Raw genomic sequence first — 25,227 nt, 5'->3', positions numbered from 1 at the left:
AGTGTCACGCGCGCGTAGACTTGAAACCGTTATGTCCGACACACAACGAGGAGTACCACCCGTGTCCTTCGACAACATCGAAGATGTCAAAAAATTCATCGCTGACGAGGAGGTGGAATTCGTCGACGTGCGCTTCACCGACGTGCCCGGCATCGAGCACCACTTCTCCATCCCGGCGTCGATGTTCGACGAAGATGTGATGGAAGAAGGCCTCGCCTTCGACGGCTCCTCCATCCGCGGCTTCACCACCATCGAAGAATCCGACATGACCCTCATGCCGGACCTCGCTACCGCCAAGCTCGACCAGTTCCGCGGCTCCAAGACCCTGAACGTGAAGTTCTTCGTCAACGACCCGTTCACCCACGAGCCGTTCTCCCGCGACCCGCGCAACGTAGCCAAGAAGGCCGAGGAATACCTGCGCTCCACGGGCATCGCTGACACCTGCTCCATCGGCGCCGAAGCCGAGTTCTACCTGTTCGACTCCATCCGCTACGAGGTGGAGGGCCACTCCGCGTTCTACGAAATCGACGCCGAAGAAGGCTGGTGGAACCGCGGCAACGAAATCGAAGCCGACGGCTCGCCGAACCTTGGCTACAAGAACCGCTGGAAGGGCGGCTACTTCCCCGTCGCCCCGCACGACAAGACCGTCGAAGTGCGCGACGCGATGGTGCGCAACCTCGCCGCCGCCGGCTTCGACATCGAGCGCTTCCACCGCGAAGTGGGCAACGGCGGCCAGCAGGAAATCAACTACCGCTTCAACACCCTGCTGCACGCGGCCGACGACCTGCAGGACTTCAAGTACATCATCAAAAACACCGCCACGCTGTACGACAAGACCGTGACGTTCATGCCCAAGCCGCTCGCCGGCGACAACGGCTCCGGCATGCACGCCCACCAGTCGCTGTGGAAGGACGGCGAGCCGTTGTTCTACGACGAGTCCGGCTACGGCGGCCTGTCCGACATCGCCCGCTGGTACATCGGCGGCCTGCTCGAGCACGCCGGGGCGGTGCTGGCGTTTACCAACCCGACGCTGAACTCCTACCACCGCCTCGTGCCGGGCTTCGAGGCACCGATCAACCTGGTGTACTCGCAGCGCAACCGCTCCGCCGCGATCCGCATCCCGATCACCGGCGCGAACCCGAAGGCCAAGCGCATCGAGTTCCGCGCACCGGACCCGTCGGGTAACCCCTACCTCGGTTTCGCGGCAATGCTCATGGCGGGCATCGACGGCATCAAAAACCGCATCGAGCCGCACGCCCCGGTGGACAAGGACCTCTACGAGCTGCCGCCGGAGGAAGCCAAGGACATCCCGCAGGCGCCGACCTCGCTGGAGGCCGCGCTCAAGGCGCTGGAGGAGGACCACGACTTCCTCACCGAGGGCGACGTGTTCACCGACGACCTCATCGAGACCTACATCAAGCTCAAGTACGACAACGAGATCACCCCGGTGCGCCTGCGACCCACCCCGCAGGAGTTCGAGATGTACTTCGACTGCTAGGTTTGCATAGCCTGACCTGCACTAAGGCAGGCCGAACTTCCTTGCGGGGGTGACCGGGCCGGGTGATGATTGGATCATGACTGATCTGATGAACCGCCCCCAGCCCGACTGCCCCGCGGATTGTCCGGGGACGGAGGAACGGGGCGTCGATAGGCATGAGCCCGGCACCGGCGAGCGCCTGAACCGCCTGCGCGCCGCGGTGTTGGGCGCGAACGACGGCATCGTCTCCACCGCCGCCGTTGTCGTCGGCGTGGCGGGCGCGACGTCCGACCAGACCACGATCGCGATGTCCGGCCTGGCCGCGGTGATCGGCGGCGCGGTGTCGATGGCGTTGGGCGAGTACGTCTCGGTCTCCTCGCAGCGCGACTCCGAGCGCGCCATGGGCCTCGCCGAAGAAATGCAGGTCAACCCGTGGTCCGCAGCCATTGCGTCGTTCCTGTCGTTCCTGCTCGGCGCCGCACTGCCCTTTGCGACGGCGCTGCTCGCCCCCGCGTCCTGGCGCATCGCCGCCATCTTCGTGCTGACCCTAGTGGCACTCGCGTTGACGGGCGCGCTGTCCGCGAAACTCGGCGAGGCCCCGGTCGCACGCTCGGTGACCCGCATCGTGGTCGGCGGCACCATGGCGCTGGCGGCCACGTTCGCCATCGGCTCGCTGTTCGGGGCGAACGTGGGTTAGAAACACACCGCGGCTCAACAGTGACCTGCCCAACCAGCTCCCGGCCTCACCGGTACAAAACCGCAGGTCGGGTTTTGTGTTTCCGGGGCTGTTTCGGTGCAACGGGGCCCGCCTGGTGGGCCGAGCAAGCACCGTTACCTAAAAGGGATTACCATGCGCTGAGTGACTGACAAGTTCCGCCAACTGCCACCGCCCGGCCCCGCGTGGGGCGGCAGCCTCATGGGCACCTCAATCGTGTCGCGACTGCTCGTGGAGATGGACCACCAGTTCTTCTCCGCCGTCTTCGCTGCGATCGCGTGCTTCATCCTCGTTGTGCTCGTGTTCGGGTTCGCGCGCTACCGCCACCCCAGCTTCGAGCGCACCACCATGGCGGAATGGTCGATGTTCTTCATCGGCATCCTCGCACTGGGTGCCGCGCTTTCCGGGCTTACCGACGAGGGCGTCTACCGCCTCATCGGCTTCTGGATCGGCGCCCCTGTCACCGCAATCACCTGGGCCATCCAACTCACCCGCTTCGACGGCGCGCCGAAGTTCACCTGGGGCCTGCCGTTGGTCGGCCCGATGATTTCCGCGTCGGTGGCCGGCTGGCTCGCCCGCGACTACGGGCAGTTCTACCACGTACTCGGCACCGTGTTCTTCCTGATGTCCCTGTTCACCGCGGTGCCGACCTTCGCCCGCGTGTACTGGGCGGCGTGGCACGGCAAGGTGGACCTTTCGGGGCCGCTATCGGCGACAGCGTGGGTGCCCCTGGGCGTGATCGGACAATCCACCACCGCGATGCAGATTCTCTACCCGGGCAAGGTTTCGATCTACTACGGCTACGTCGCGCTCGTGTTGGCCATCCCGCTGGGTATTTGGGCGATGTGGAACTTCTACCCCAATGTCGCGCGCTGGGTGGAGTACACACCTGCGTGGTGGGCGTGCACCTTCCCACCCGGCACGGTGAGCATGGGCGGGCACCAGGTGGCGCTCGTCAACGGCTCGCACTGGCTCGACGTGGTGGCGCTGACCCTCCCGTTCTTGCTCATCGTGCACTGGTCGCTGTGCTCCGGCCGCTTCATCAGCTGGGTGCTTGAGGGGCGGCGCTAAAACGGCATGCCGATGGGCCCGCCCGGTGGGGCGGGTTTTCGGTGTGTGGTGGTTAGTCGAAGAGCAACTCCATCGCGCCCGGGGTGGTCATGGGCACTTTCGTGCCGTTGGGCGCGACCCAGCGGATGCGGGCGTTGGGGTTGTCGATGTAGCCGAACTTTCCCTTCCTGTTGTCGGCGTTGACCCCATTGTGGAACGGGCAGAGTTCGGCGAGGTTGTCCATGTTGGTCATCCCGCCGAAGCGCCACGCGTTGATGTGGTGGGTTTGTGTGGTCTCCGCGGAGTGTTTGCAGTCGGGGAACGCGCAGGCCGGGCAGGTGAGTTTCGACATGGTCTTTTGTTTGGGGTTGGCGCAGCGCTTTGCGTGGTAGAGGTTGACGGGGCCTTCTTGGGGGTGGAACGCGGCGACTTCGAGTATGTCGCCGAATTCGTGCTCCATGTATTCGGCACCGGTCATGGTGGTGCCGTCGGTGCAGATCAGGGTGACTTCGTCTGCGTGGCCTGATTGGATGCGGGCCCAGTCGGCGATCGGCACCAGGATGATCGGGCGGAAGTTCGCCTTCGGTATACCTTTGCCGTCGCGCAGGATCCTGATGAGGGTGTGGGCCATTTGGGCGGCCGCCGGGTCGTCGGCGTCGATGAGTTGGCGCAGCAGGTGCTCAAGATCGGCCAGGTCGCGCTCGTTGTAGGTGAGGATCATGGTGCGCATGCCGGCCTTGGAGCGGGAAAACCTGCACGAGGGTGCGGCGGGTTTGATGGGTTGTTTGATCAGCCGTTTGATGCGCTTGGTCAGTGCCCTATATGAGCCGCGGTGGCGCACTAGGTCGAGGCGGATGCGCCAGCGTTCCGCGGCTCCTTCGACGGCGAGCAACTTTTTCTCGATGTGCACCAGCTGGTCGACCGGCAGACCATGAGCAGCCTCGAGAGCGTCGCGTTGTTTGCGGGTGAACTGGGTCGGGCCAAAGTAGGTGTGGTGCACCCGCGCCAAATCGCGCACCCGGCCAGACGATAGGCCGGCGGCCATGGCCACGTCGCGGTCGAAGTCGGCGAGGACACCCACGCCTGCGGTAACAAAGTCGGTGAAGTTCATGGCCCAGAAGCTAAAACAGCGCAACCCCCAAAACTAGACCCGCGGCGAATTGTGGAGAACTCAACCTGTGAAATTCACAATCAGCAGGTCAGCGCGCCAGATTTAAATCGACGTCCACCCCGTCGACGCGCCCGCGGGAGGTGAACTGCCACACCGTGGGCTCCGGGAAGCCGAGGGGACGCGGCCAATCCCCCAGCTCCGGCAACGCAGAAACGTCCACGACTGGGTTAGTGCCCCACTGGGCGAGCCACAGCGCGCCGAACTCGGACACAGAAGCAAACAGCATGTGCCGGCGCCAGTACCAGGCACTCGTGTAGACACCGGCCACCTCGACGCCTGCGGAGGTGAAGGCGTGGTGGGCGGAGTGGACGTCGAGAAGCGAAAGCCCCACGGGGGACTCGACGTCGAGCCACATAGGCAGGCGGCGATCCCCTAAGACCTCGAGCGAGGCGGCAACTTGCGAGGCGACGGACGTGCCTTCGGACGGGGCGCGCAGGAAGTGGTACGCCGCCGTCGCATGCGGGGCGAAGGACGAAAACGCGGCGTCCTGGTAGGTGCCGTCGGTGGTGCGGGCGATGACGAAGTCGAAGCCGGAAACGTCCAGCCCGGCCTGGTGCTCGGAGACGTCGAGCCCCAGCTTCACCTCTTGGTCAGCCCCATGCGCGGCGCGAAGCTGCCCGGGTGGCGGCGCTGCGAGGCGGCGTCGGCGATGGCCAGGCGCCACTTCGGGTCCGTCACCGGCATCTGGGAGATGGGGAACCAGCCGGCCTCGGTGTTCTCGTCGTCGCCGACAACAGGGTCCGCGGTGGGTTCGAGCGGTTCGCAGCGCAACTGCACCGTCATGTAGCTGGCCTTGTCCCCGTTCGCGTGGGTGACCGGGCCGTGCGCGCCGACACCCAAAATCGCGGCGGCAGTCACCCGCACGCCGGTTTCCTCCAGCACCTCGCGCACCGCCGCGACGTGCGGCTCTTCGCCCGGGTCCGCGATGCCGGTCACAGGGGTCCACTCGCCGTTGTCGGCGCGGCGCACCAGCAGCACTTCGGGGACGGCCCACGGGGAGGTAACGGTGGCGTCGCGAAGCACGACGGCGCACACGGCCGGCACCCACATCAGGTCGGTGCCGATCTTCTTGCGGGTTTCCACGATGAACTCCGGGATAGGCATGGTGGCAAGTGTACAATCCCCAGAATTATGAGCACCGCCGTTTCCGACACGCAGCCTTTGGTCAGACGCGTCCCCGCTCCCCTGTTCGTCGCGGTGTATGGCGCGCTGGTCATCCTGGTGATTTTCGGGGTGGCGATGGCGGCGAGCCGCACCACGGCGAGCACCCCGGCGGACGCGGAGTTGCCGCAGCCGGAGCGGCCGTTCAACCCGGCGCCGGCGGATCCGTCCAACGTCGCGGCGAGTATCCGCCCGCACCTGATCGACAATGTGCGCGTGGGTGAGACGAACACGGGCGCGATGATGCGCGGCGACGTCGTGGTCGGGGCGCTGGACGATTCCACTGAGATCGCGGGTCACCTCTCGCGTCTGCTGGAGCAGAATTGTTTGGACACGGTGACGTTGACGTCGAAAAGCGGTATGCGCTTTAACTTCTGGGGCTTTTGCTTCTCGACGCTGCCTCCGGAGACCATCGCCCAGTTCATCGATTTCGGCGTGGCTGAGAGCGCCGATTCGGTGTCGTTCGTCGACTACGCCTCGCACAACCACTTCCGCGTAATCACCCTGAACTGGATGGATGTGGACGACGCCGACGCGATGTCCGAGCGCTGGCTGGACGTAGAGCGCCCCGACGAGATCGACCGCGTGACGTTCAACGGCTACACCGACGACGAAGTCGTGGTGGTGGACAACGACAAGGAAACCGGTGAGCAACTCAAGCGCTGGCCGCTGCTCACCAACGCTGAGGAATAAACTCCGCGTCCGGCACGGCGTGCCGGATCACGGCCATGACCTGCTTGACGTTGGAGTAGCTCATCAGGTGCGGGTCCTCCATGCCCTCGTAGCACTCCTCGCCCGCGCGGCCGGCTTCGGTGCCGGAGACGACGCCGATGACGGTGGCGCGGCCGCCCACGTCCGCGAACACGGGCCCGCCCGAATCGCCGGAGGCGGCGCATACGGCGGCGATGTCGCCGAACGTTTCGTCCTCCACGCCGGGGTCGAGGTTGACTATCTGCACCCGCTCGGTGGCCTCGAAGGTGCCGCAGGTGTAGCCGGTGGTCGCCCCCGTTTTACATAGCCTATCGACGGGCCCAAGGCCCTCCCCGATCCCAGTCGGAATCGGCGCACCGACCACGTCCATGAACCGGTCGGGGTCTGTGATCTCGATGATCCCCACGTCCGTGCCCTCCGTGGCCGGGGTGTGCTGGGAATACAGCCCGGAGAAGATGAAGTGGCCGACCTCGGAGGCGTAGTCGATGGCCGTGGACGCGTTGGTGGGCCACACCAGGTCGCCCTCGCGGCCGCAGTGCCCGGCGGTCACCGCGTAGGCGCGTCCGTCCTTGCCGGTGAACGAGAACGCCGCGGTGCACGACTGCGCCGTGAAGTGCTCACCGGGCGCCGGGCGGTGGTCCGTGGTCTGAATCTTCGTGCCCGGCGCCCACGGGGCGAACGCGGGCACGAGCACGTTGTTTTCGCTGCCCGGCGCGGGTGAGGCGTCGCCAGGCGTTTGCACCTCGGACAGTGCCTCGCGCTCTTCCACGGTGCCGGTGGGCACCCTGGATGCGTTCAGGCCCAGCCACACCACGATGCCCACAATCATCGCGGTGGCGACGATCACGGTGATCCACCCGCCCGTCTGTAGCCCGCTGCGGCGCGCGCGGGCCGGCTGCGGCGCGGGCATGTCCGGGAACTTCAGCGGGTGCTGCGGGTACTGCTGCTGGGGTTTTTGCGCAGGCTGGACCGGCATGTCCGGGAAGCGCCACTGCTGCCCCTGCTCGGGCTGGTAGCGCTTGGCCGAGCTGGGCCGGTTCGGCTGCCCGGGCTGGTTACTCGGAGGCGTCAACCGCCGAGCCCTCGTCGCAGGACTCGTCGTCCTTTGCTTGGTCCTTCTCTTCGGCCATGATCTTCATGTCCCGGATGAACTTCTCCGGATCGAAGTCGGTGTAGTGCTCCGGGCCTGCGAACTGCTCCTGTGCCATTGTCGCGCGCGCTCCTTTCTGTCGCCCTAGACGTTAGTGGCCTCGATGGCGTCGGCGATAAACGCCTTGACGGCCTCGGCGTCGTTGGGCAGGTCGGTCACGTGGCGCTCGGCGTCCATGATGTCCGCGAAGCGCTCCGGCACCTCCGGGGCCTTCCCAATGGCCTCGGCGATCGTGTCGGCGAACTTCACCGGCAGCGCGGTCTCCAGCACCACGATCGGGGTATCCACCTCGCCGGCGAGCTGCTCGGCCACGTGCACGCCGTCGGCGGTGTGCGGGTCCACCAGCACCCCGAACTCGTCGTTCACGCGCTTGATGGTGGCCACGCGGTCGGCGTGGGTGGAGGTGCCGGAGGCGAAGCCGAACTCGCCGCGGATACGCTCCATCACCTCTTCCCCACCCAGGTCGGAGGCAGCGAAGCCGCCGTTTTTCACCCTGTTGGCGAACAGCTCGGCGGTGAGGTCGGAGTTGCGCAGCGTGGCGTCGAAAAGCATCCGCTCAAAGTTGGACGCCTTGGAGATGTCCATGGACGGCGACGACGTCGCGTGGGTTTCCGCGGCGGAACGGGGGCGGTACTCGCCGTTGGCGAAGAAGTCGTGGAGCACGTCGTTTTCGTTCGTCGCGACGATGAGACGGTCGATGGGCAGGCCCATCTGCTTCGCGATGTGGCCTGCGCACACGTTGCCGAAGTTGCCGGTGGGAACGCAGAACGAAACGCGCTCGTCGTTCGTCTCGGTGACTTTCAGGTAGGTCGCGATGTAGTACACCACCTGCGCAAGCAGGCGCGCGAAATTGATGGAGTTCACCGCGCCGATGGAGTATTTCGACTTGAACGCCGCGTCAGCGCTGACGGCCTTGACCACGTCCTGGCAGTCGTCGAACACGCCGTCCAGGGCGATGTTGAAGATGTTCGGATCGTCCAGACCGAACATCTGCGCCTGCTGGAACGGGGTCATACGCCCGGCCGGGGTGAGCATGAACACGCGGATGCCGTCGCGCCCGCGCATCGCGTACTCGGCCGAGGAGCCGGTGTCGCCCGAGGTCGCACCCAGAATGTTGATCTCCTCGCCGCGGCGGGCCAGCTCGTACTCGAACAGCTCGCCGAGCAGCTGCATCGCCATGTCCTTGAACGCCGCGGTCGGCCCCTCGGACAGGTGACCGATGTGCAGCTGGTCGTTCAGGCGGGTCACCGGGACGATTTCCTCGTTGGCGAAGACGGGCGTGCGGTACGCCCGGCGCGCGATCGCCTCGAGGTCCGCCTCGGGGATGTCGTCGACGTAGAGCTTCAGGACTTCGGCGGCGAGGGCTGCGTAGCCGTCGTCAAGCAAAAGCTCGCGCCACTGATCCAGGAGCTCATTGCTTATGGACGGGTACACCGCCGGCATGAACAGGCCGCCGTCGGGGCTTAAGCCCGTGAGCAGGATGTCCGTGAAGGAGCGCGGCTGCGCCAATGCGTCGCGAGTTGAGATGTAGTCCACCCCGCGAAGTCTACGTCATGGGCCCTTACCTGCGGGGCGGTTCCTGTCGACCGGTCAAAATATCCACCACCGAGCGAATCGCGGCGTCGCCGAGCGGCGGCACGGTGCGCTCCTTCTCGGGCGCCTGCTCGCGCGCGGGCGTGCGGGTAGTCGGCTCGACGGTGATGCTCAGCGTCTCGCCGTCGAGTTCCAGCCCGGTCTTCGGGTCAACGCCGGCCACGCGCGCGGCGTCCACCAGCGCGACGAGGTCTGCGAAGGTGGCGTTGTTCAGGTCGATGGTCATGTTCACTGCCATGTCCCCGAGCATATTGCCTAGTCGAACTCCAGCGACGGCACCTCGCCCCAGAACGCCTCTTCCACCACCTTGTGGGCGTGGCGGGTGATGCGCAGGTAGTCCTCCAGGAACTCCTGTTGGTCGTCGGGGTCGTAGCCGGCGGAGCCCGCCACCTGCGCGAGCTGCGGGCCCGGCGCGGGCAGCTGGTCGGTGCGTTTGCCGGCGACGAGCACGATGGCATTGCGGGCGCGGGTGGCGGTGAGCCACGCGGTGCGCAGCACCTCGGCGTGCGAGCCGCGGATGACGGACGGGTCGTCGAGCTCGGCGAGGAAGTCCAGCGCGTCCAAAGTCGACGGGGTGCGCAGTTCCTCGTGGGTGTGGGCGTGCTGCATGGTCAAAAGCTGCACGGTCCACTCCACGTCCGCGAGCGCGCCGCGGCCGAGCTTGGTGTGTGTGGCGCGGTCGGCGCCGCGGGGCAGGCGCTCGTTGTCCACGCGGGCTTTGATGCGGCGGATTTCCCGGATGTCGGCGGGTTTTGCGCCGCCGGCCGGGTAGCGGAAGGCGTCGATGGCCTCCAAGAACGCATCTCCCACGCCGCGGTCGCCGGCGACGACTGCGGCGCGCAGCAGCGCCTGGCGTTCCCAGACTTCGCCCCACTCGCGGTAGTAGCGCTCGTAGCTGGCGATAGTGCGCACCACCGGGCCGGAGCGGCCCTCCGGGCGCAGCCCCAGATCCACCTCGAGCGGCGGGTCGCCGGAGGGTTTGGACAGCCGCGCGCGCATCTGGTCGACGATCTTCGCCGCCCAGGCGATGGCGCTGGCTTCATCGGCTGCCTCGCTCGGTTCGGCGACGATCATCACGTCGGCGTCGGAGCCGTAGCCGAGTTCGGCGCCGCCGAGGCGGCCCATGCCGATGACGGCGATGCGGGCCGGAGGCTCGTCGTGAGGCGAGGATGCGAGATCCGCGTGCACCTCGGCGCGAAGCGCCGCCTCGAGGACGGCCTCCCACACGTAGGTCAGTTCGAGGCAGACCTGGCGCGGCTCCATCAGGCCGAGCAGGTCGGCGCTCGCGATGCGGGCGAGCTCCGCGCGGCGCAGCGAGCGCGCCACGGCGACGGCCTTGTCGGGGTCTGCCTGGTGGCGCTTGGCGGAGGCGATGATGGCTTTGTGGACTTGGTCGGGGGCGGCATCGAGCAGCCGGGGACCGTTGGAGCCGTCGCCGAGAAGTTTGACCACATCGGGCGCGGAGATGATCAGGTCGGAGGCGTACGGCGAGGTGCCAAGGATGTGCATGAGGCGTTGCGACGCCACGCCCTCGTCGCGCAGCATGCGGAGAAACCAGCTGCGGTCGACGGCGGCGTCGGAAAGCTTGCGGTAGTTCAGCAAGCCCTGGCCGGGGTCGGCGGTGTCCGCGAGCCAGTGCATCAGGCTCGGCAGCAGGATCGCCTGCAGCTTGGCCTTGCGCGAGGTGCCCTTGACCAGCGCGGAGAGGTGGTCGAAGGCGCGCGCCGGGTGGCGGTAGCCAAGCGCGGCCAGCTGGGCCTTCACCGCGTCGGCGGAGAGGGTGGCCTCGCCGACGGACATGTCGGCCACCGCACCGAGCAGCGGGCGGTAGAACAGCCGCTCGTGCAGGTCGGAGACGTCGCGGCGCACGCGTTTGAGCTCGCGGTACATCGCGTCCGGGGCGGTGCCGCGGTGGTTGGCGGTGAACCCGGCGGCGCGGGCGAGCCAGCGGTTGCGCTTCTCGTCGTCCGGCTCGGGCAGCTGGTGGGTGCGTTTGAAGCGCTGCAGCTGCAGCCGGTGTTCCAACAGGCGCAAAAACTCGTAGGCCTCGGTGAGCACGCGCGCGTCTTCGCGGCCGACGTAGCCGGCCTTAGCCAAGGCAGCGAGTGCCTCCAAGGTGTTGCGGGCGCGCAGGGTGTCGTCGATGCGCCCGTGCACGAGTTGCAAAAGCTGCACGGCGAACTCGACGTCGCGAAGCCCGCCGGGGCCGAGTTTGAGCTCGCGGCGTCGCACCTCGGCCGGAACGTTTTCCAACACGCGCCGGCGCATGGCTTGGACGTCCTCGACGAAGGAGTCGCGCTGGGAGGCCTCCCACACCAGCGGCGTGATCGCCTCGGAGTACGCCCGCCCCAGCTCCATCGTCCCAGTCTGCGGCCGCGCCTTCAGAAGGGCCTGGAACTCCCAGGTCTCGGCCCATTTCCGGTAGTAGGCTTGGTGAGATTCTAAGGTGCGCACCAGCGCGCCCGAGGCGCCTTCCGGCCGCAGGTTCGCGTCCACGTCGAAAAAGCATGCGGAGCCGATGCGCATCATCTCCGCGGCCACGCGCGTAATCTTCGGCGAGGCGGGCTCGGCCACGAACACCACGTCCACGTCGGAGATGTAGTTCAACTCGCCCGCGCCGCACTTGCCCATGGCGATCACGGCGAGCTGCGCGTCGGGTTCCTCGTCGCCGTAGACGTCGCGCACCGCCACCGCGAGCGCTGCTGTCAGTGCTGCGTCCGCGAGCCAGGTGAGCCGCTCGGTGGTGTAGCTATAGCTCATGGATTCGCCCTCGCCGTAGCCCTTCACCGCGGCGAACGTGCCGGCGAGGTCGGCGGCGGCGATGCGCATCACCAGGTCGCGGTGGGTGGCGCGGAGCTTTTGCTTAGCCGCGTTAACGTCGCCCTCCCCCGCCATGTACAGCCCCGGGCCGTCAGCGTCGACCCCCACGGCGGCGAGCATGGTGCGGTAGAGCTCAGCCTCGTCCGGTAGGTCCTCGAGCAAAAGCCGCCACTGCTGCGGGTGCGCAATCAGGTGGTCCGACAGCGCGGTGGAGCCGCCCAGCAGCGCGAAGAACCGGGTGCGGAATACGGGAAAGTCGCGCAGCGCCTCGAGCAGCTGCGCCCAGCCGCTTCCCAGCGCGTCGAAGAGCCGGTGGGCGTTATTGAGCGCCAGGTCCGGGTCGCTTGCGCCGGCGAGGGTGTAGAGCGAAGCTTCGTCGATAAGCGAAAGCTCCTCGATGTCCTTGGCGGCGCGCGGGCTGGTCAGTCCGAGCTTGGCGGGTGAAATCACAGGTCAATCCCCGTATCGATCTCCCAGGGGGTGATCTGGGCGGTGTAGTCGTGCCACTCGGCCCACTTGGCGCGCAGGAAGAACTCGAAGACCTGCTCGCCCAAGACCTCGGCCATGAACTCGGAGCGCTCCATTTGGCGCAGCGCCTGGTCCAGCGAGTTGGGCAGGTCGCGGTACCCCATCGCGCGGCGCTCGCGGCGGGTTAGCGCGAACACGTCGTCGCGGGCGGGCTCGTCCAGCTCGTAGCCCTCCTCGATGCCCTTCAGCCCCGCGGCGAGCACCGCGGCGAACGCCAGGTAGGGGTTGCACGCCGAGTCCAGCGAGCGCACCTCCGCCCGGCGCGAATCCGCCTTGTGCAGGCGGTAGGTGGGTACGCGCACCATGGCAGACCGGTTGGAGATGCCCCAGGTGGCGGCGGTGGGCGCCTCGGAACCGAACTGGAGGCGCTTGTAGGAATTGACCCACTGGTTGGTCACCGCGGAGATCTCGCCCGCGTGCTCGATGATGCCGGCGATGAACTGCCGGCCGGTGGTGGACAAACTGATCTCGTCGTCCGGGTCGTGGAAGGCGTTGGTGTCGCCTTCGAACAGGGAGAAGTGGGTGTGCATGGCCGAGCCCTCGAGGTCCTTGAACGGCTTGGGCATGAAGGTGGCGTGCACGCCGTTCATCTCCGCGACCGTTTTCACGATGTAGCGGAAGGTGACGATGTTGTCGGCCATGGTCAGCGCGTCGGTGTGGCGCAGGTCGATCTCCTGCTGGCCCGGCGAGCCCTCGTGGTGGGAGAACTCGGTGACAATGCCCATGTACTCCAGCGCGGAGACCGCCATGCGGCGCAGCTTCGGCGCCTCGTTGCGTTTGGCCTGGTCGAAGTAGCCGCCCTTGTCCGCCGGGGTGGGCGGCTGGTCCGCGTGTCCGGGTTTGACCACGTAGAACTCGATCTCCGGGCTGGCCACGAACTCGAAGCCCATGTCGCGGGCGTTGGTGATCTGGCGGCGCAGCACCTGGCGCGGGTCGGCGTAGAGCGGGTCGCCGTCGGGCATGGTGATGTCGCAGAACATGCGCGCGGTTTGCAGGCCCGCCTCTTCGTCGAATGGCAGCGGCTGGTACGTCGACGGGTCGGGCCGCAGCAGGGTGTCCGACTCGGAGACGCGGGAAAACCCCTCGATGGAGGAGCCGTCGAAGCCCACGCCCTCCTCGAAGGCGCTTTCCAGCTCCGCCGGCGACATCATCACGGTTTTTAGCGAGCCGAAGATGTCGGTGAACCAGAGGCGGATAAAGGCGATGTCCTGCTGCTCCACCATTCGCAGCACATTGTCGGTTTGGGCGCTCATGCCAATCAACTGTAGCGGGCCTTTGGGCGTCGATTAGCAGGCTAAGCTTGGGGGTGACTAACCATTGAAGGAGGACAACGATCATGGCTGCACAAGCACCCGAGCAGTTCCTCGAGGTGGAGATCAAACTCGCCGTGGACGAGGGCACCGGCATGCCGGACCTGACGCAACTGCCCGGCGTGGAGGAGATCGCGAGCATGCGCGAGCACAACCTCTCCGCCGTGTATTACGACACGAAGGATCTGCGCCTGACGCGTTCCAAGATCACGCTGCGCCGCCGCACCGGCGGGGCGGATGACGGCTGGCACCTGAAGTTGCCGAAGGAGGGCGGCCGCAACGAGGTGCGCATGCCTCTCGACGACCCTTCGGCCGTGCCCGAGGAACTTTTGGCCCAGGTGCGCTCGATCGTGCGCACCGAGGAGCTGATTCCGGTGGCGCAGGTGGACAACCGCCGGGTTGAGATTTTGCTTTCCGGCGCCGAAGGCGCCGTCGCGGAGTTTTGCGACGACCACGTCACCGCCTGGTCGCTGCTGCCCGGCGGCGAGCGCACCAGCTGGCGCGAGTGGGAGCTCGAGCTTGCTGAGGCCCTGGCCGGCACCGACGAGGGAGCCACACTGATCAACCAAGGCACCAGCTTTTTGATCTCGGCGGGCGCGCGCAAGTCGTCCTCGCCGTCGAAGCTGGCCACCGCGTTGGGCGATTCCGTCAAAACCGCTCCCCTGCCCCCGCACATGCAGGCCGAGCTGGAAGCCGACTCCCCGGCGGCGGCCGTGGTGGATTCCCTGCGCAAGCAGCGCGACGCCATCGTCGCCTGGGAGCCGCGCGTGCGCGCCGACGAGTTCGACTCGGTGCACCAGCTGCGCGTGGCCACCCGCGAGATGCGCTCCCTGCTGGAGACCTTCGAGGGCATCTTGGAGGGCGAGCAGCTCACCACGCTTGAGGACGAGCTGAAGCACGCCGCCGGGGTGTTGGGCGTGGCCCGCGACGCCGAAGTGGTGGAAGAGCGCTTCCTGGAGCTGTTGGATTCGGACGAGTCCGGACTTGTGGACGACGCCGCCCGCGCGCACATCGCCGGCGACATGCGCCGCGACTACAACGAGGCCCACGCCAAGATCGTGGCCATGCTCGACTCGCAGCGCTTCATGGATCTGCTGGACACGATTGATGGGTTGTTGGCGCAACCGCCCGTCGCAAAGCAGGAGGCTTCTGAGGACACCCCGGCGGAGTCGAAGGAAGTCCTCTACGACCACCTCAAGCGCGGCTACAAGAAGCTGAAGAAGCGCCACGACAAGGTCGACGAGCACTACCACGACACCGACCTGCCGCTGCACGAGCGCGAAGATTACGTCCACGACGTGCGCAAGGCCGCAAAGAAGCTGCGCTACTCCGCCAACGCCGCGGCCGACGCGGGTTTGAAGGCGGGGCGTTTAGCCAAGGCATGCAAGGCGCTGCAGTCCAAGCTGGGCGACTTCCAGGACGCCGTGACCTCGCGCGACCGCATCCAGCGCCTGGCCGAAGAGGCCCGCGAGCGCGGCGAGGACACCTTCGCCTACGGCATGCTCTACCAGCGCGAACTCGACCGCGGCGAGCAGGCCCTAAGCGGCTACGACAAGGCCGTGCGCGAGGTGCGCAAGGCGTTTAAGAAGATCAAGCCGTAAGCGGGCTTACTTCTCCCAGGACGGGGCCTCGCCCCAGTTGTCGTCCGCCTCGTCCTGGTTGTCGGCGCTCTTGTTGCGCTGCGCGGCGATCTGCAGCGCGGACTCCGCCTCCTCGCGGGTGGCGTACGGGCCCATGCGGTTGTCCCAGGCGGCCTCCTTGCCCTGGGTGACCTCGCCGGTGGACGGGTTGTAGTAGTACTGCTCGTCTGCCATTTTCGTTCCTTTCGGGTGTTGTTTACCCGTCCGACTGTACCGGGGCGGTTGGTAGTGTGGGGGCGGTTAAAAGGAGCGTGACATGGCATTATTTGAAATCCCCTCGAAGTCGCCTGCAGAGCGCGTCCGCGCAGCATCCGGGCGTGTCGCATCCGCGCCCGGAACGTGGGTGCTCATCGGCGAAAACGTCGACCACTTCGGCGGCGTGACGCTGGTGGGAACGTCGTCGTTGCGCGCCGCGGCGGCGGTGTCCCCGCGCACAGACGGCGTGATCTCCATTGCAGCCCGCGGCCCGCTCGGCCAGGAGTTCTCTGAGCAGTTGCCTTACAGCGACGAACCTGCCGACGGCCTCTCCCGCCGCTGGTGGGGGCTCGTGCACACACTCGTGCAGCGCCAAATCCTCTCCCGCGACACGTCCGGGATGGACATCACCGTGGAATCGGACGTGCCGGTGGGTGCGGGCCTTGGCGCGCTCTACGCCGCCGACGCCGCGATCGCGCTGGCCCTGGCCGGCGAGCACGACGACGTGGACACCGCCCCGTTTCGCGCCCGGCTTGCGGAGATCTGCTCGCACGCCGTGGCCACCTACTCCTCGCTGCCGGTGCTGCGCGCCCGCCACTCGGTGGCCCTGCGCGGGGCCGAGGGCGTGTCGGTGGTGGATTACGCCGACGGCTCGCTGACCCAGGCGCCGCACCCCTCGCGCCACGGCGTGCGCGTGTTTTCCGTGTCCCAAGAGCTGGGCGCGCCGTTTACGCAGTCCCGCGAGGCGATCGCTGAGCGCCGCGCGTTCATCGACGCCGCCTGCTCCAACTTCGGCGTCTCCTCGCTGCGCCAGCTTCCCGACGCCCCGGGCCGCGCCGTCCAATGGGTCGAAGCACGCCGCGCCGCCGGCGACTCGGCCGCGCCAGAGCCGGAGGCCGCGCGGCGCTGGGTGACGTTCTGCGAATCGGAGACGCTGCGCTCGCTCGCCGCGGCGAAGGCCCTGCGTTCGCGCCGCGCCAACGAGCTGTTTACCCTGCTCAACTCACCTTCCGAGGCCCACGACCTTGCCTCCCCGGACGCCCTGGTCGCCCTCGCCCGCAAGCGCGGCGCCGTCGCCGCCCGGCCTGCCGCCATCGGCACCTCCGACGCTGTGATCGCGTTCGTGCCGGTGCAGGAGGCGGACTCGTTCGCGGCCGCGATGGCGCGCGAGTTCGAGGTGGTGGAGGTCGCCGCCGGCGAACCCGCCCGCCTCGAGGGGTAGGCGGCGCTGTTCGGCCTAGTCCGCGGGCCAGGCGAAGCCGACCTCGCGGGCCGCCGGGTCCGCCCGCACGAGGGAAAATTTCGTCTCCGCGCCTTCCTCCGGCGCGCCCGCGGACGGCGCGAGCACCGGCGGGTCCACGATGAACACGCGCGCGGCGTCCTCCCCGCTCTTTAAAGTCACGCCGTCAAAGTTGTGGCCCACCCACGGCTCGAGCACCGTCGCCTCCGTTAAGTGCAGGCAGGCCTTCTCCACGGTGTTGGCGAGCTGCGAGGACCGGCCCATCGTCTTGATCACCCGAGCGGCGTCGCGCTCGACCCACTCCGGCACGTCCTCGCCGGCGCAGATGGCGAGGCAGACTTCGGTGGCGTAGCGGTCGATCAACCGTCGCAAGGGTGCTGTGACGTGCGAGTAGAACCCGCCGATACCGGCGTGCACCTCGGCCTGCTTCTCGGACAGGTCCACGTAGCCGGATCCGCGCAGGAGTTTCTGCGCCTCTCGCATCACCGCCATGCCGCGCGGGGTGTCGGCGTCCACGCCGGCGAGGAACTCTCCGATGTCGCCGGCGACTTCGTAGCCCAAGTTGCGTGCTTCTCGACGAAACTCCGCCTCGCCGCCCTCATCCGCCGGGCCCAACGTGCGCAGGAAGCCCACCCCGGCGTCGACCATCATCCGGCCCGCCACCATGCCGGTGAGCAGCGAGATTTCCGAGTTGTAGTCCATGACCGGGTGGCGCGGCTCGATGACCAGCTCGAACGTGTCGCCGTCGCCGACAACGCGCACCGACGGCAGGCGCAGGTTAATCGCGTGCCTGCGCAGCGAGGACTGCTGCCGCAGCTGCCCCACTTCCTCCAGCAGCGCAATTGACGGGTGCACTGACCCTGCCTGCATGTCTTTGTGCACGCCTTCGTAGTCCAGCCGCGCCACGGAGCGCACCAGCGCGCGCTCCACGTGCGCCGAGTCGACTTCGCCGCGCTCGTCCAGCTCGAACGTCCAGAGCACTGCGGGGCGGTCCACGTCGGGAAGCAGCGAGGCGGAGCCTTCCGAAAGCTCCTCCGGGTGCAGGCGTGCGGGCTCGTCGGGCAGGTAGATCGTCTGGCCGCGCTCCAGCGATTCGTCCGCCACCGCCGAGTCCGGGTCCACGAACGCCGCCACATCCGCGATTGCGTAGCGCACCACGTAGCCGCCGCCGTCGCGCGCCTCGATGTGCACCGCCTGGTCCAGGTCTTTCGAGCCGGCGGGATCGATGGTGACGAGGGGCACGGAGCGGGCGTCGATACGCGACTGCGCAAAGCGGTCCTGAAGCTGCGAGGCTTCCGTGTGGAGCGCCGGCGCGAACGTTGTGCGCACGTCGAATTCGCGCGCAATCGAGCGGAAGTTTAAAGGCGCGGCGTAGAGCTTCATAAGCAGCCATCGTGCCACGAAAAGGGCGAATGAGTCGGCCTATGAGCCGGATTCTGTTCCCCTTGCGGGGCGGCGACCATCCATCTGGACCACCCATCGCTGGGGGCCTCAAGCAGCTACCTTCGGACTGGGCGGGCAGCCCACATCCGACGACCTCCGCCGTTTCGGGCGGGGGCTCTTGCCTTGCTCCCGGTGGGGTTTACCTGGCCACCTACGTCACCGCAGATGCCGGTGCGCTCTTACCGCACCCTTTCACCCTGACCTCGTTGCCGAGGCGGTCTACTTTCTGTTGCACTTTCCCGCGGATCGCTCCGGGTTGCTGTTAGCAACCACCGTGCCCTGTGGAGTCCGGACTTTCCTCGACCCACGCCTTCCCCAAGGTTGGGGTGGTTCGCGGTGCCGCGGCCGCCCGGCCGGCTCATTCGCGAGGTACAGCATACGCTTTCCGCCGGTTGGAACGGAACTGCCGGGCATCGTTCGAGGATGCTTACCCCAGGATGCTTATCCTTCGAGAGCGTTGACGGGCATTTCTCGTGTCCACTCGATAAGTAAGCTTCCTGGGGTAAGCATCCTCCCCCGGTAAGCGTCCTGGGGTAAGCATCTAGCGCCGGAACCTACCCGCGGTGGTGCGCGACGTCGTTGACGCAGCGCACCACGCCGAAGTCGCCGTAGTAGTCCACGACGGAAATGCTAGCCAGGTCCAAAAACACGTGCTTGAACAGCTCCGGCCCGGCGCCGAGGGCCTGGCGCAGGAACGACTTCACCGGCGTCATGTGCGTGACCACCAGCACTGTTTGCCCCTCGTAGCGCTCCTGCAGCTTCTCCCGCGTCCGCGACACGCGACGGTGCAGCGCGGTCAGGGACTCGCCAGACGGGGGCGCGCTATTGGGCGAGGACTGCCACGTCTCAAACGCTTCCGCGTCGCGCGCCACGGCCTCCTCGCGGGTGAGCCCCTCGAAGTCGCCGAAGTCGAGCTCGCGCAGCCCCTCGTCCACCACCACGTCGAGCCCCAGCGCGCCGGCGGCGATGCGGGCGGTGCCCTGCGCGCGAGCCTGCGGCGAGGCGACAACGGCGTCGATGCGCCCGAATTTGCGCAGTGCGTCGGCGGCCCGGCGCGCCTGGTCGCGGCCGGTGTCGGTCAGCTCCGGGTCGGACGTGCCGGAGAAGCGCTGCTCGGCGGAGTGCTGGGTCTGCCCGTGCCGCAGCAGGATGAACCGGGTACGTGGGGCGTCGGAGCCGGCCCAGTGCGCGGGGCTAGCGGTCTGGTGCGAGGGCTTCTCGACGTCCTCCGGTTCCCCGGCCTTCTCCCCCACCCACACGCCGGTGCCTTTGACGATGCCGGGGGCGTCGCCGCGGGCGGCGGCGTCCATGGCCACATTCGACAGCTCGTCGGCCTTCTTGTTCTTCGCGCGCGGGACCCAGGTGTAGGTGACTTTCTCAAACGACGACGCCAGATCGCGCGCTTCACGCGCCAGTTTCTGCATGTCGGGGTGTTTGATTTTCCAACGGCCGGTCATCTGCTCCACAACCAGCTTGGAGTCCATGAACACGTCCACGTGCGTCGCCCCAACCTCGCGGCAGGCCTCCAGGCCGCGCACCAGGCCGTAGTACTCGGCGACGTTGTTGGTGGACTTTTTGCCCACAACGTAGGCGATCTCGCCCAAGGTCTCCCCGGAAGCGTCGTAGACCACGGAACCGGATCCGGCCACGCCCGGGTTACCCCGGGAGCCGCCGTCGCAATACATGGAAACCTGCATCAGCTACTCCGTAGCCGATGCAGCGTCCACCGGAGAAACCCGCACCAGCAGCGTGCCGCAGTTCGGGCAGGTGGGCAGTTCGTCTTCCGGCTCGCCGAGCACCTCGGCGCGCTCGGCCGGCGGCAACTGGATAAAGCAACCGCCGCAGGCGCGGCCGTTGAACTTGGCGGCGCCGATGTCATCGTAGCCGCCCAACACGTCGTCAGGCAGTTTCGCCCGCAGCGCATCCACGTCCACGTCATTTTCCTCCGGCAGCGCGTCCACGGCGCGCTGGGCGGCCTCGACCTTGCGGTTAGCCTCGTCGACGCGGGCGGCGTGGACGTCGCGGTTGTTGCGCAGCGCAGCGATCTCGTTGTGCGCCTCCTTCAGCTCGGACAAAAGGTCCGCGATGCGGGACTTCGCGGCGTAGCGGTCGTGCTCGAGGTCCTTGCGGCGCTCCGGGTCGGTCTCGGCAGACAGCTGGCGCTTGTCGTCTAGCTCACGCTTCTTCAGCTTCCGCTCGTCTTCCTGGATGCGCAGGATCTCCAGCTCCATGTCGTCGACTGCGAGTTGGGCAGCGGCGGAGGCGTCGGTCAGGCGCTTGCGCTCGTCGATAAGCTTTTGCAGCTCCTGCTCCTCGGGGCGCACGCGCGGCTGGGAAGACGCGGCGTCTGCCTGCGCGAGCTGCAGGAGGACGGGCTGCAGGTCTTTGGAAAGGTGCATCGTTTCTCCTTACTCGGGGTGCGCGGAGATGGTCCACGGGTCCGTGCGGATGTGCAGGATCTCGGTGTCCACGCTCAACGGAGCCACGATACTCTCCGCCTGCTCGGTCCAGGGAAACTCGCTGGCCCAGTGGGCGGTGTCGATCACGGCCGGCCCGCCGGCGCGCAGGTGCTCGTCCACCGGGTGGTGGCGCAGGTCGGAGGTGACGTAGACGTCCACGCCGAGCTTCGCCACATCTGCCAGGAAGCTGTCGCCGGAGCCCGAGGACACCGCGACGCGTCGCACCATCTGGTCCGGGTCGCCGGCGGCGCGCACGCCCCACGCGGTTTCCGGCAGCGCGTTAGCCACCTGCTGGGTGAACTCGCTAAGCGTCATCGGTTCCTCCAGCTCGCCGATGCGGCCCAGGCCGGTCGCTTTTTCGAGGTCGCTGGTGTCGGCCATCTGCACCACATCGAACGCGGGTTCTTCGTAGGGGTGCGCTTCGCGCAGCTTCTCGACGATCCTCCGGCGATCCGCCGCCCTCGCCACAAACTCGATGCGGATCTCGTCGCCCGTGTAGTGCGTGCCCACGGCCCCGTCGGTGGGGTTCGCGCCCTCGACGGGGGTGAACTCGCCGGTGCCCTCGAAGGAAAACGCGCACTCGCGGTAGTCCCCGATTGCGCCGGCGCCGGCTTCGAACAGCGCGCGTTTTAAGTCCGTGGCGGCTGCCAGCGGGACGTGCACGCCCCAGCGATCGGTGGCGTCCAGGGTGACGGGTTTGATCGGGCGGCCGGGCGTGATGCCGACGAGCTCCGCCAGCTTGTCCGAGACACCCGGGCGGGCCGAATCGGCGTTGGTGTGCGCGGCGAACAGCGCGCAACCGCCGGCCAGCAGGGTGTGGATGACCTTGCCCTTCGGGGTGTTCGCCGCCACGGAGTGCACGCCGCGCAACAGCAACGGGTGGTGCACGACCAGCAGCTGGGCACCTGCGGCGACGGCGCGCTCGGCCACCTCTTGGGTGCAGTCGAGCGCGAAGGCCACCTTGGCCACCTTCGCGTCCGGGTCGCCGCAGATCAGCCCCACCTGGTCCCAGCTTTCCGCCAGCGCAGGCGGGTAGGCCGCCTCGAGCGCGTCAACAACTGTCTGCACTGTTACGTCTGTCATGGCAGCCAGCCTACAAATTTGGAACAGTGGGCAGGTGTGAACGCCACTTTGCTTTTCGACGTCGACGGCACGCTGATCGACTCCTTCCCCGGCATCAGGCACGGCTTCCTCGTAGGCCTCGAGGCCGTGGGGTGGGACACACCCGACGAGGAATTCATCCGCCGCATCCCCGGCCCGCCCATGCCGGAGACGATGCGCTCACTCGGCATGTCTGCCGCGCAGGTAGAAACCGCCATGCGCGCCTACTCGGACTACATGTCCGGCGAGGGGTGGCAGCGCTTCGAGGTCTACCCCGGCATGCATGCGCTGGTGCGGCGCTTAGCCGGGGAGGGTTACCGCGTATGCACGGCGACGTCGAAAAGCGAACGCTTCGCACGCGCCGCGCTGGAGCGCGCGGGGGTTTTGGAACACATCGACTTTTTGGGTGCGGCGTCGAACGACGGGAAACGCGCGAAGAAGGTCGACGTGATCCGGCACGTGCTGGACCAGGCCGCGCCCGAGCGCCCGCTGATGGTCGGCGACCGGCTGCACGATTTCGAGGGCGCGAAAGCGTTTGACATCCCGAGCGTGGCCATGACCTGGGGCTACGGCGCCTCTGAGGAGTGGGATTTGGCCGACTACGTGGCGCGCGACGCCGACGAGCTAGAAAGGATCATCCGTGAGTTCTAAATTGCATATCGACTTTGTGTGCACCGGCAACATCTGCCGCTCGCCCATGGCGGAGGTGATCGTCCGGGAGAAATTGGCGCAGGCTGGGTTGGGGGATGCGGTGACGGTGACGTCGTCAGGCATTGGCGGCTGGCACGTCGGGCAAAAGGCCGACGAGCGGGCGCGCGCGGAGCTGGCGGCTCACGGCTACGACGGCGAGGCGCACCGCGCCCAACAGTTCGGGTTTGAACAGGAGCAGGCGGACCTGATTGTCGCGCTGGATACGAACCACGTCTCCGAGCTGGTCGCGCGTGGCGTGGACGAGGACAAGGTGCGCCTCATCCGTTCGTTCGACCCCGCTGCTGAGGAAGGCGCGGGCGTGGCCGACCCCTACTACGGCGGGCCCCAGGGCTTCACCGTCGTGCGCGAGCAGATCGAGTCCGCAGCTGACGGCATTATTGCCTGGGTGCGCGAGCGACTAGACTGACCCGGCGTGAGCGCCAACAATCAATCGTCCAAGCCGTGGTGGCGGCAGGTTCTTACCCCCGGTTGGGTCATCGCGGCGCTGTTAATCGGGGTGTTCTCCTACTACGCGTTTACGTTCCTGGCGCCGTGGCAGCTGGGCAAAAACGAAGCGCTTGTAGAGCGCAACGAACACATCTCCGCCGCCTTCGAGCACGACCCGGAGCCGTTATCGTCCCGCGTGGACGACGACGGTTCCCTGGGGGCGGACGCCGAGTGGTCCCGCGTGGTCGCCACCGGCCGCTACACCGGCGACGACGTGCTACTTCGCCTGCGGCCCGTCGACGGCACCCCCGCCTTCCAGGTCCTCACCCCGTTTGCCTTGAATGACGGGCGCGTGATCGTGGTCCACCGCGGCTGGGTGAAGGCCGAAAACTCCACCCAGGTACCCGCCGTGGAGCCTGCACCTTCCGGCGAGGTCACCATCACCGGCCTGCTGCGCGCCGACGAAGGCGAGCACCCCAACCCGCCCATGCACGAGCAGGGCTACGACATGGTCTACTCCATCAGCCCCACACAGGTCGGCTCGCTGACCGGCACCGATGTGGTCTCGCCGTACCTGCAGCTCCTCGGCGGTGAAGCGGGCGTGCTCGACCCGATCCCGCTGCCGCAGCTGGAGACAGGCAACCACCTCTCCTACGGGCTGCAGTGGATCCTCTTCGGCCTCGCCGCCCCCGCCGGCCTGATCTACTTCCTCTACTCCGACTCCCGCGAGCGGCGCCGCTTCGAGGCCGAGCAGGAGCAATTGCTTCTCGACGACTCCCCCGCCGGCAGCCCCGACCCCACCGCTCCCGCTGCCCCCGCTGCCCCTACCCGCCAGCGCTACGGCTCGTCGCGCGCCAACCCGTGGGCCAAGGCCTACGATAAGGAAGAAGAACGCTAGCTTCGCCCGCCTGAAAGGGGGACGGTTGACCGTGATTGACGCCGAACAGCTCCACTCCGCCCTGTTCACGCTGGAAACCGCAGGTGTTGGTTTGGCGGACGGCATCGAAACCGACGACATCGACGACGCCGCCGCCGACCACCCCGTCACGTTTAACAGCCGGCCCTTCGCAGTGTTGTCCCAGGTGGCGCAGCTTGCCGAGTCCGCCGCCGAGGACGAGACGCTGTTCGCCCTCGCCCACCCCGGCTCTCTGGAAACCCGCGCCGCCCGCGCCTGCTCCGCCGCCGGCGTCGAGCTGTGGGACCTCGCCGTCGTCCCCGATGCCAAAGGCTCCGTGGCAGGCTCCGCCCGGGTGCGGTTTTCCGAGTGGGACGTCGCCGATGTGCCCTTCTCCGGCCCCTCCCCCCGCTTCGAGATGGCCATCCTCGCCGCCGTCGAGTCCCGCCCCTTCGCCTGACCGGTCTCCCCTCTCAAAAACAGCGCAGACCCTGGGCACCAAACCCTGGGTTCGCGCAAAAATCGACCGATCCCAGGGTCTAGTTCCCAGGGTCTGTGGGCTGTCGGCCCCTTCCCAGGGTGTGCGGACGGTCAAGCCCCATCCCCGCGCTAGATGCTTACTCCTAAACGCTTACTTCTCGACGAATCCCCGGCCGCGCCCGCTACTGCACTCGAGAAGTAAGCATCCTGGGGTAAGCATCTAGACCGGGTAAGCATCCTGGGGTAAGCATCCTCGGCCGAGATGGGTTGATTTACCCAGCCAACAGCAGTTTTCGCTTCCCACACGGGCTCTGCTATTCTGCTTGCTACGCGCGCCGTTAGCTCAGCTGGAAGAGCAACTGGTTTACACCCAGTAGGTCGGCGGTTCGAGCCCGTCATGGCGCACCAGATCGATGGTCCCGATCCGGCATTCCGGAACGGGACCATACGCATTGCTGCCTAGCCCCGCGACGTGGCCAACGCGCGGAAACCCGCACCGGCTAGCGGTTGCGCGGCGTGAGGCAGGAGGCCTGCCAGGCGCCGAAGCGGTCCGCCTTCGTCTGGGTGAAGCCGGCGAGCTGGGCGGACTCGGCGATTTCGCTGGGCGGGACCACCCCGGCGGAGGCGGCGGAGCCGGCCCCGGGGGTCATCAGCCAGATGCGGCCGCCGGGGCCGAGGCCGCGGGAGACGTCGACGAGATCGTCGACGAGGTCGCCGTCGCCGTCGCGGAACCAGAGGAGGATGGTGTCGCAGGGTTCGTCCACGTCTTCGTCGAGAAGCTCGGCCCCGATGGCGTCCTCGATGGCCTCCGAGATGGCGCAATCCGCGTCCTCGTCCCAGCCGATCTCCTGCACAACATCACCCGGATTTACCCCCAGGCGGGATGCGTAGGTGTCCACTCCTGTGGCACTCAAAACTCCATGTCCTCCGTTTTTATCAAGATGTGGTTTG

25 protein-coding genes, 1 tRNA gene and 1 other RNA gene are annotated in these 25,227 nt (G+C 67.3%); 11 read left to right on the top strand and 16 right to left on the bottom strand.

All coding sequences use genetic code 11. The features are described 5' to 3' along the window. Positions 1-31: 31 nt before the first annotated feature. The 3 genes from glnA to NUW87_RS05455 all read left to right on the top strand — a co-directional run bounded on the left by glnA (position 32) and on the right by NUW87_RS05455 (position 3,263). The gene (gene glnA, locus NUW87_RS05465; RefSeq protein WP_272508691.1) at positions 32-1,498 is read left to right on the top strand and encodes a type I glutamate--ammonia ligase; all 1,467 of its coding nucleotides are present in this window, start codon (positions 32-34) and stop codon (positions 1,496-1,498) included. A 76-nt stretch (positions 1,499-1,574) separates the two neighbouring features. Further along, complete coding sequence (locus NUW87_RS05460; protein WP_269027617.1) at positions 1,575-2,174, top strand: VIT1/CCC1 transporter family protein; 600 nt, start codon at positions 1,575-1,577, stop codon at positions 2,172-2,174. Positions 2,175-2,336: 162 nt separating this feature from the next. Next, positions 2,337-3,263: a TDT family transporter gene (locus NUW87_RS05455; RefSeq protein WP_269027616.1), complete on the top strand. Its 927-nt coding sequence runs from the start codon at positions 2,337-2,339 to the stop codon at positions 3,261-3,263. A gap of 52 nt (positions 3,264-3,315) precedes the next feature. Here the strand turns inward: NUW87_RS05455 and NUW87_RS05450 are convergent, their stop codons facing one another. The 3 genes from NUW87_RS05450 to NUW87_RS05440 form a co-directional block, all read right to left on the bottom strand. Next, complete coding sequence (locus NUW87_RS05450) at positions 3,316-4,353, bottom strand: HNH endonuclease signature motif containing protein (protein WP_269027615.1); 1,038 nt, start codon at positions 4,351-4,353, stop codon at positions 3,316-3,318. A gap of 88 nt (positions 4,354-4,441) precedes the next feature. Continuing rightward, on the bottom strand, positions 4,442-4,996 hold the full coding sequence (locus tag NUW87_RS05445; RefSeq protein WP_269027614.1) for a glycoside hydrolase family 25 protein: 555 nt from the start codon (positions 4,994-4,996) through the stop codon (positions 4,442-4,444). Next, the gene (locus NUW87_RS05440; RefSeq protein ID WP_269027613.1) at positions 4,993-5,517 is read right to left on the bottom strand and encodes an NUDIX hydrolase; all 525 of its coding nucleotides are present in this window, start codon (positions 5,515-5,517) and stop codon (positions 4,993-4,995) included. The genes NUW87_RS05445 and NUW87_RS05440 overlap by 4 nt, the downstream gene beginning before the upstream one ends. Before the next feature lie 27 nt (positions 5,518-5,544). On the opposite strand from NUW87_RS05440, the gene NUW87_RS05435 reads away from it, so the two are divergent. Further along, positions 5,545-6,267, top strand: coding sequence for a hypothetical protein (locus NUW87_RS05435; RefSeq protein ID WP_269027612.1), 723 nt, complete (start codon positions 5,545-5,547; stop codon positions 6,265-6,267). Here the strand turns inward: NUW87_RS05435 and NUW87_RS05430 are convergent. From NUW87_RS05430 to NUW87_RS05405, 6 genes are read right to left on the bottom strand one after another with little or no spacing between them, the layout of a single operon-like run. Continuing rightward, positions 6,248-7,357, bottom strand: coding sequence for a trypsin-like serine protease (locus NUW87_RS05430; RefSeq protein WP_269027611.1), 1,110 nt, complete (start codon positions 7,355-7,357; stop codon positions 6,248-6,250). The two genes, NUW87_RS05435 and NUW87_RS05430, sit on opposite strands and share 20 nt — an antisense overlap. Next, entirely contained in the window at positions 7,341-7,493 is a 153-nt protein-coding gene (locus NUW87_RS05425) for a hypothetical protein (RefSeq protein ID WP_269027610.1), read from the bottom strand. Before NUW87_RS05425 ends, NUW87_RS05430 begins: the two co-directional genes overlap by 17 nt. Positions 7,494-7,519: 26 nt before the next feature. Then, positions 7,520-8,971 (bottom strand): threonine synthase, encoded by a 1,452-nt coding sequence (thrC, locus tag NUW87_RS05420; protein ID WP_269027609.1) that lies wholly within the window; start codon positions 8,969-8,971, stop codon positions 7,520-7,522. Positions 8,972-8,996: 25 nt separating this feature from the next. Continuing rightward, entirely contained in the window at positions 8,997-9,266 is a 270-nt protein-coding gene (locus NUW87_RS05415; protein WP_070473614.1) for a Cgl2226 family protein, read from the bottom strand. 17 nt (positions 9,267-9,283) lie between these two features. Continuing rightward, positions 9,284-12,298 carry a bifunctional [glutamine synthetase] adenylyltransferase/[glutamine synthetase]-adenylyl-L-tyrosine phosphorylase gene (locus tag NUW87_RS05410; protein ID WP_269027608.1) on the bottom strand — a complete coding sequence of 1,005 codons (3,015 nt, stop codon included), beginning with the start codon at positions 12,296-12,298 and terminating at the stop codon, positions 9,284-9,286. Beyond that, positions 12,295-13,629: a glutamine synthetase family protein gene (locus tag NUW87_RS05405; protein ID WP_269027607.1), complete on the bottom strand. Its 1,335-nt coding sequence runs from the start codon at positions 13,627-13,629 to the stop codon at positions 12,295-12,297. The genes NUW87_RS05410 and NUW87_RS05405 overlap by 4 nt, the downstream gene beginning before the upstream one ends. Positions 13,630-13,712: 83 nt before the next feature. On the opposite strand from NUW87_RS05405, the gene NUW87_RS05400 reads away from it, so the two are divergent. Continuing rightward, the gene (locus tag NUW87_RS05400; RefSeq protein ID WP_269027606.1) at positions 13,713-15,287 is read left to right on the top strand and encodes a CYTH and CHAD domain-containing protein; all 1,575 of its coding nucleotides are present in this window, start codon (positions 13,713-13,715) and stop codon (positions 15,285-15,287) included. Between the two features lie 6 nt (positions 15,288-15,293). On the opposite strand, the gene NUW87_RS05395 is transcribed toward NUW87_RS05400, so the two are convergent. Beyond that, positions 15,294-15,500: a hypothetical protein gene (locus NUW87_RS05395; protein ID WP_034998455.1), complete on the bottom strand. Its 207-nt coding sequence runs from the start codon at positions 15,498-15,500 to the stop codon at positions 15,294-15,296. An 82-nt stretch (positions 15,501-15,582) separates the two neighbouring features. Here NUW87_RS05395 and NUW87_RS05390 point away from each other — a divergent pair, with 82 nt between their 5' ends. Then, positions 15,583-16,743, top strand: a complete 1,161-nt coding sequence (locus NUW87_RS05390) for a galactokinase family protein (RefSeq protein WP_269027605.1) — start codon at positions 15,583-15,585, stop codon at positions 16,741-16,743. 15 nt (positions 16,744-16,758) lie between these two features. Here the strand turns inward: NUW87_RS05390 and NUW87_RS05385 are convergent, their stop codons facing one another. From NUW87_RS05385 to NUW87_RS05365, 5 genes are all read right to left on the bottom strand, one after another. Continuing rightward, positions 16,759-18,144 carry an RNB domain-containing ribonuclease gene (locus tag NUW87_RS05385; protein ID WP_269027604.1) on the bottom strand — a complete coding sequence of 462 codons (1,386 nt, stop codon included), beginning with the start codon at positions 18,142-18,144 and terminating at the stop codon, positions 16,759-16,761. A gap of 26 nt (positions 18,145-18,170) precedes the next feature. Next, positions 18,171-18,565, bottom strand: an RNA gene (gene rnpB / locus NUW87_RS05380) — RNase P RNA component class A. Positions 18,566-18,758: 193 nt separating this feature from the next. Then, positions 18,759-19,901: a bifunctional RNase H/acid phosphatase gene (locus tag NUW87_RS05375; protein ID WP_269027603.1), complete on the bottom strand. Its 1,143-nt coding sequence runs from the start codon at positions 19,899-19,901 to the stop codon at positions 18,759-18,761. Between the two features lie 3 nt (positions 19,902-19,904). Continuing rightward, a complete protein-coding gene (locus tag NUW87_RS05370) occupies positions 19,905-20,603 on the bottom strand; it encodes a zinc ribbon domain-containing protein (RefSeq protein WP_269027601.1) in 699 nt (232 codons plus the stop codon). Between the two features lie 9 nt (positions 20,604-20,612). Further along, positions 20,613-21,746, bottom strand: a complete 1,134-nt coding sequence (locus NUW87_RS05365; protein WP_269027599.1) for a Nif3-like dinuclear metal center hexameric protein — start codon at positions 21,744-21,746, stop codon at positions 20,613-20,615. A gap of 36 nt (positions 21,747-21,782) precedes the next feature. Here NUW87_RS05365 and NUW87_RS05360 point away from each other — a divergent pair, with 36 nt between their 5' ends. The 5 genes from NUW87_RS05360 (at position 21,783) to NUW87_RS05340 (ending at position 24,684) form a co-directional block, all read left to right on the top strand. Further along, on the top strand, positions 21,783-22,415 hold the full coding sequence (locus NUW87_RS05360; RefSeq protein ID WP_269027598.1) for an HAD-IA family hydrolase: 633 nt from the start codon (positions 21,783-21,785) through the stop codon (positions 22,413-22,415). Then, the gene (locus NUW87_RS05355) at positions 22,405-22,881 is read left to right on the top strand and encodes a low molecular weight protein-tyrosine-phosphatase (RefSeq protein ID WP_269027597.1); all 477 of its coding nucleotides are present in this window, start codon (positions 22,405-22,407) and stop codon (positions 22,879-22,881) included. Before NUW87_RS05360 ends, NUW87_RS05355 begins: the two co-directional genes overlap by 11 nt. A gap of 6 nt (positions 22,882-22,887) precedes the next feature. Further along, positions 22,888-23,799 carry an SURF1 family cytochrome oxidase biogenesis protein gene (locus tag NUW87_RS05350; RefSeq protein ID WP_269027596.1) on the top strand — a complete coding sequence of 304 codons (912 nt, stop codon included), beginning with the start codon at positions 22,888-22,890 and terminating at the stop codon, positions 23,797-23,799. Positions 23,800-23,830: 31 nt separating this feature from the next. Next, positions 23,831-24,256, top strand: coding sequence for a hypothetical protein (locus tag NUW87_RS05345; RefSeq protein ID WP_269027594.1), 426 nt, complete (start codon positions 23,831-23,833; stop codon positions 24,254-24,256). Between the two features lie 352 nt (positions 24,257-24,608). After that, positions 24,609-24,684 (top strand) — tRNA-Val (locus tag NUW87_RS05340). A gap of 92 nt (positions 24,685-24,776) precedes the next feature. Here the strand turns inward: NUW87_RS05340 and NUW87_RS05335 are convergent. Further along, positions 24,777-25,190 (bottom strand): DUF3052 domain-containing protein, encoded by a 414-nt coding sequence (locus tag NUW87_RS05335; protein ID WP_239219280.1) that lies wholly within the window; start codon positions 25,188-25,190, stop codon positions 24,777-24,779. Positions 25,191-25,227 lie beyond the last annotated feature (37 nt).

The sequence above is a fragment of the Corynebacterium pilbarense genome, assembly GCF_026930265.1.
In the GTDB taxonomy this organism is placed as follows: Bacteria; Actinomycetota; Actinomycetes; order Mycobacteriales; family Mycobacteriaceae; genus Corynebacterium; species Corynebacterium pilbarense.
Note: the sequence above shows the minus strand (reverse complement) of the source record. Positions and strands in the feature narration are given on the sequence as shown.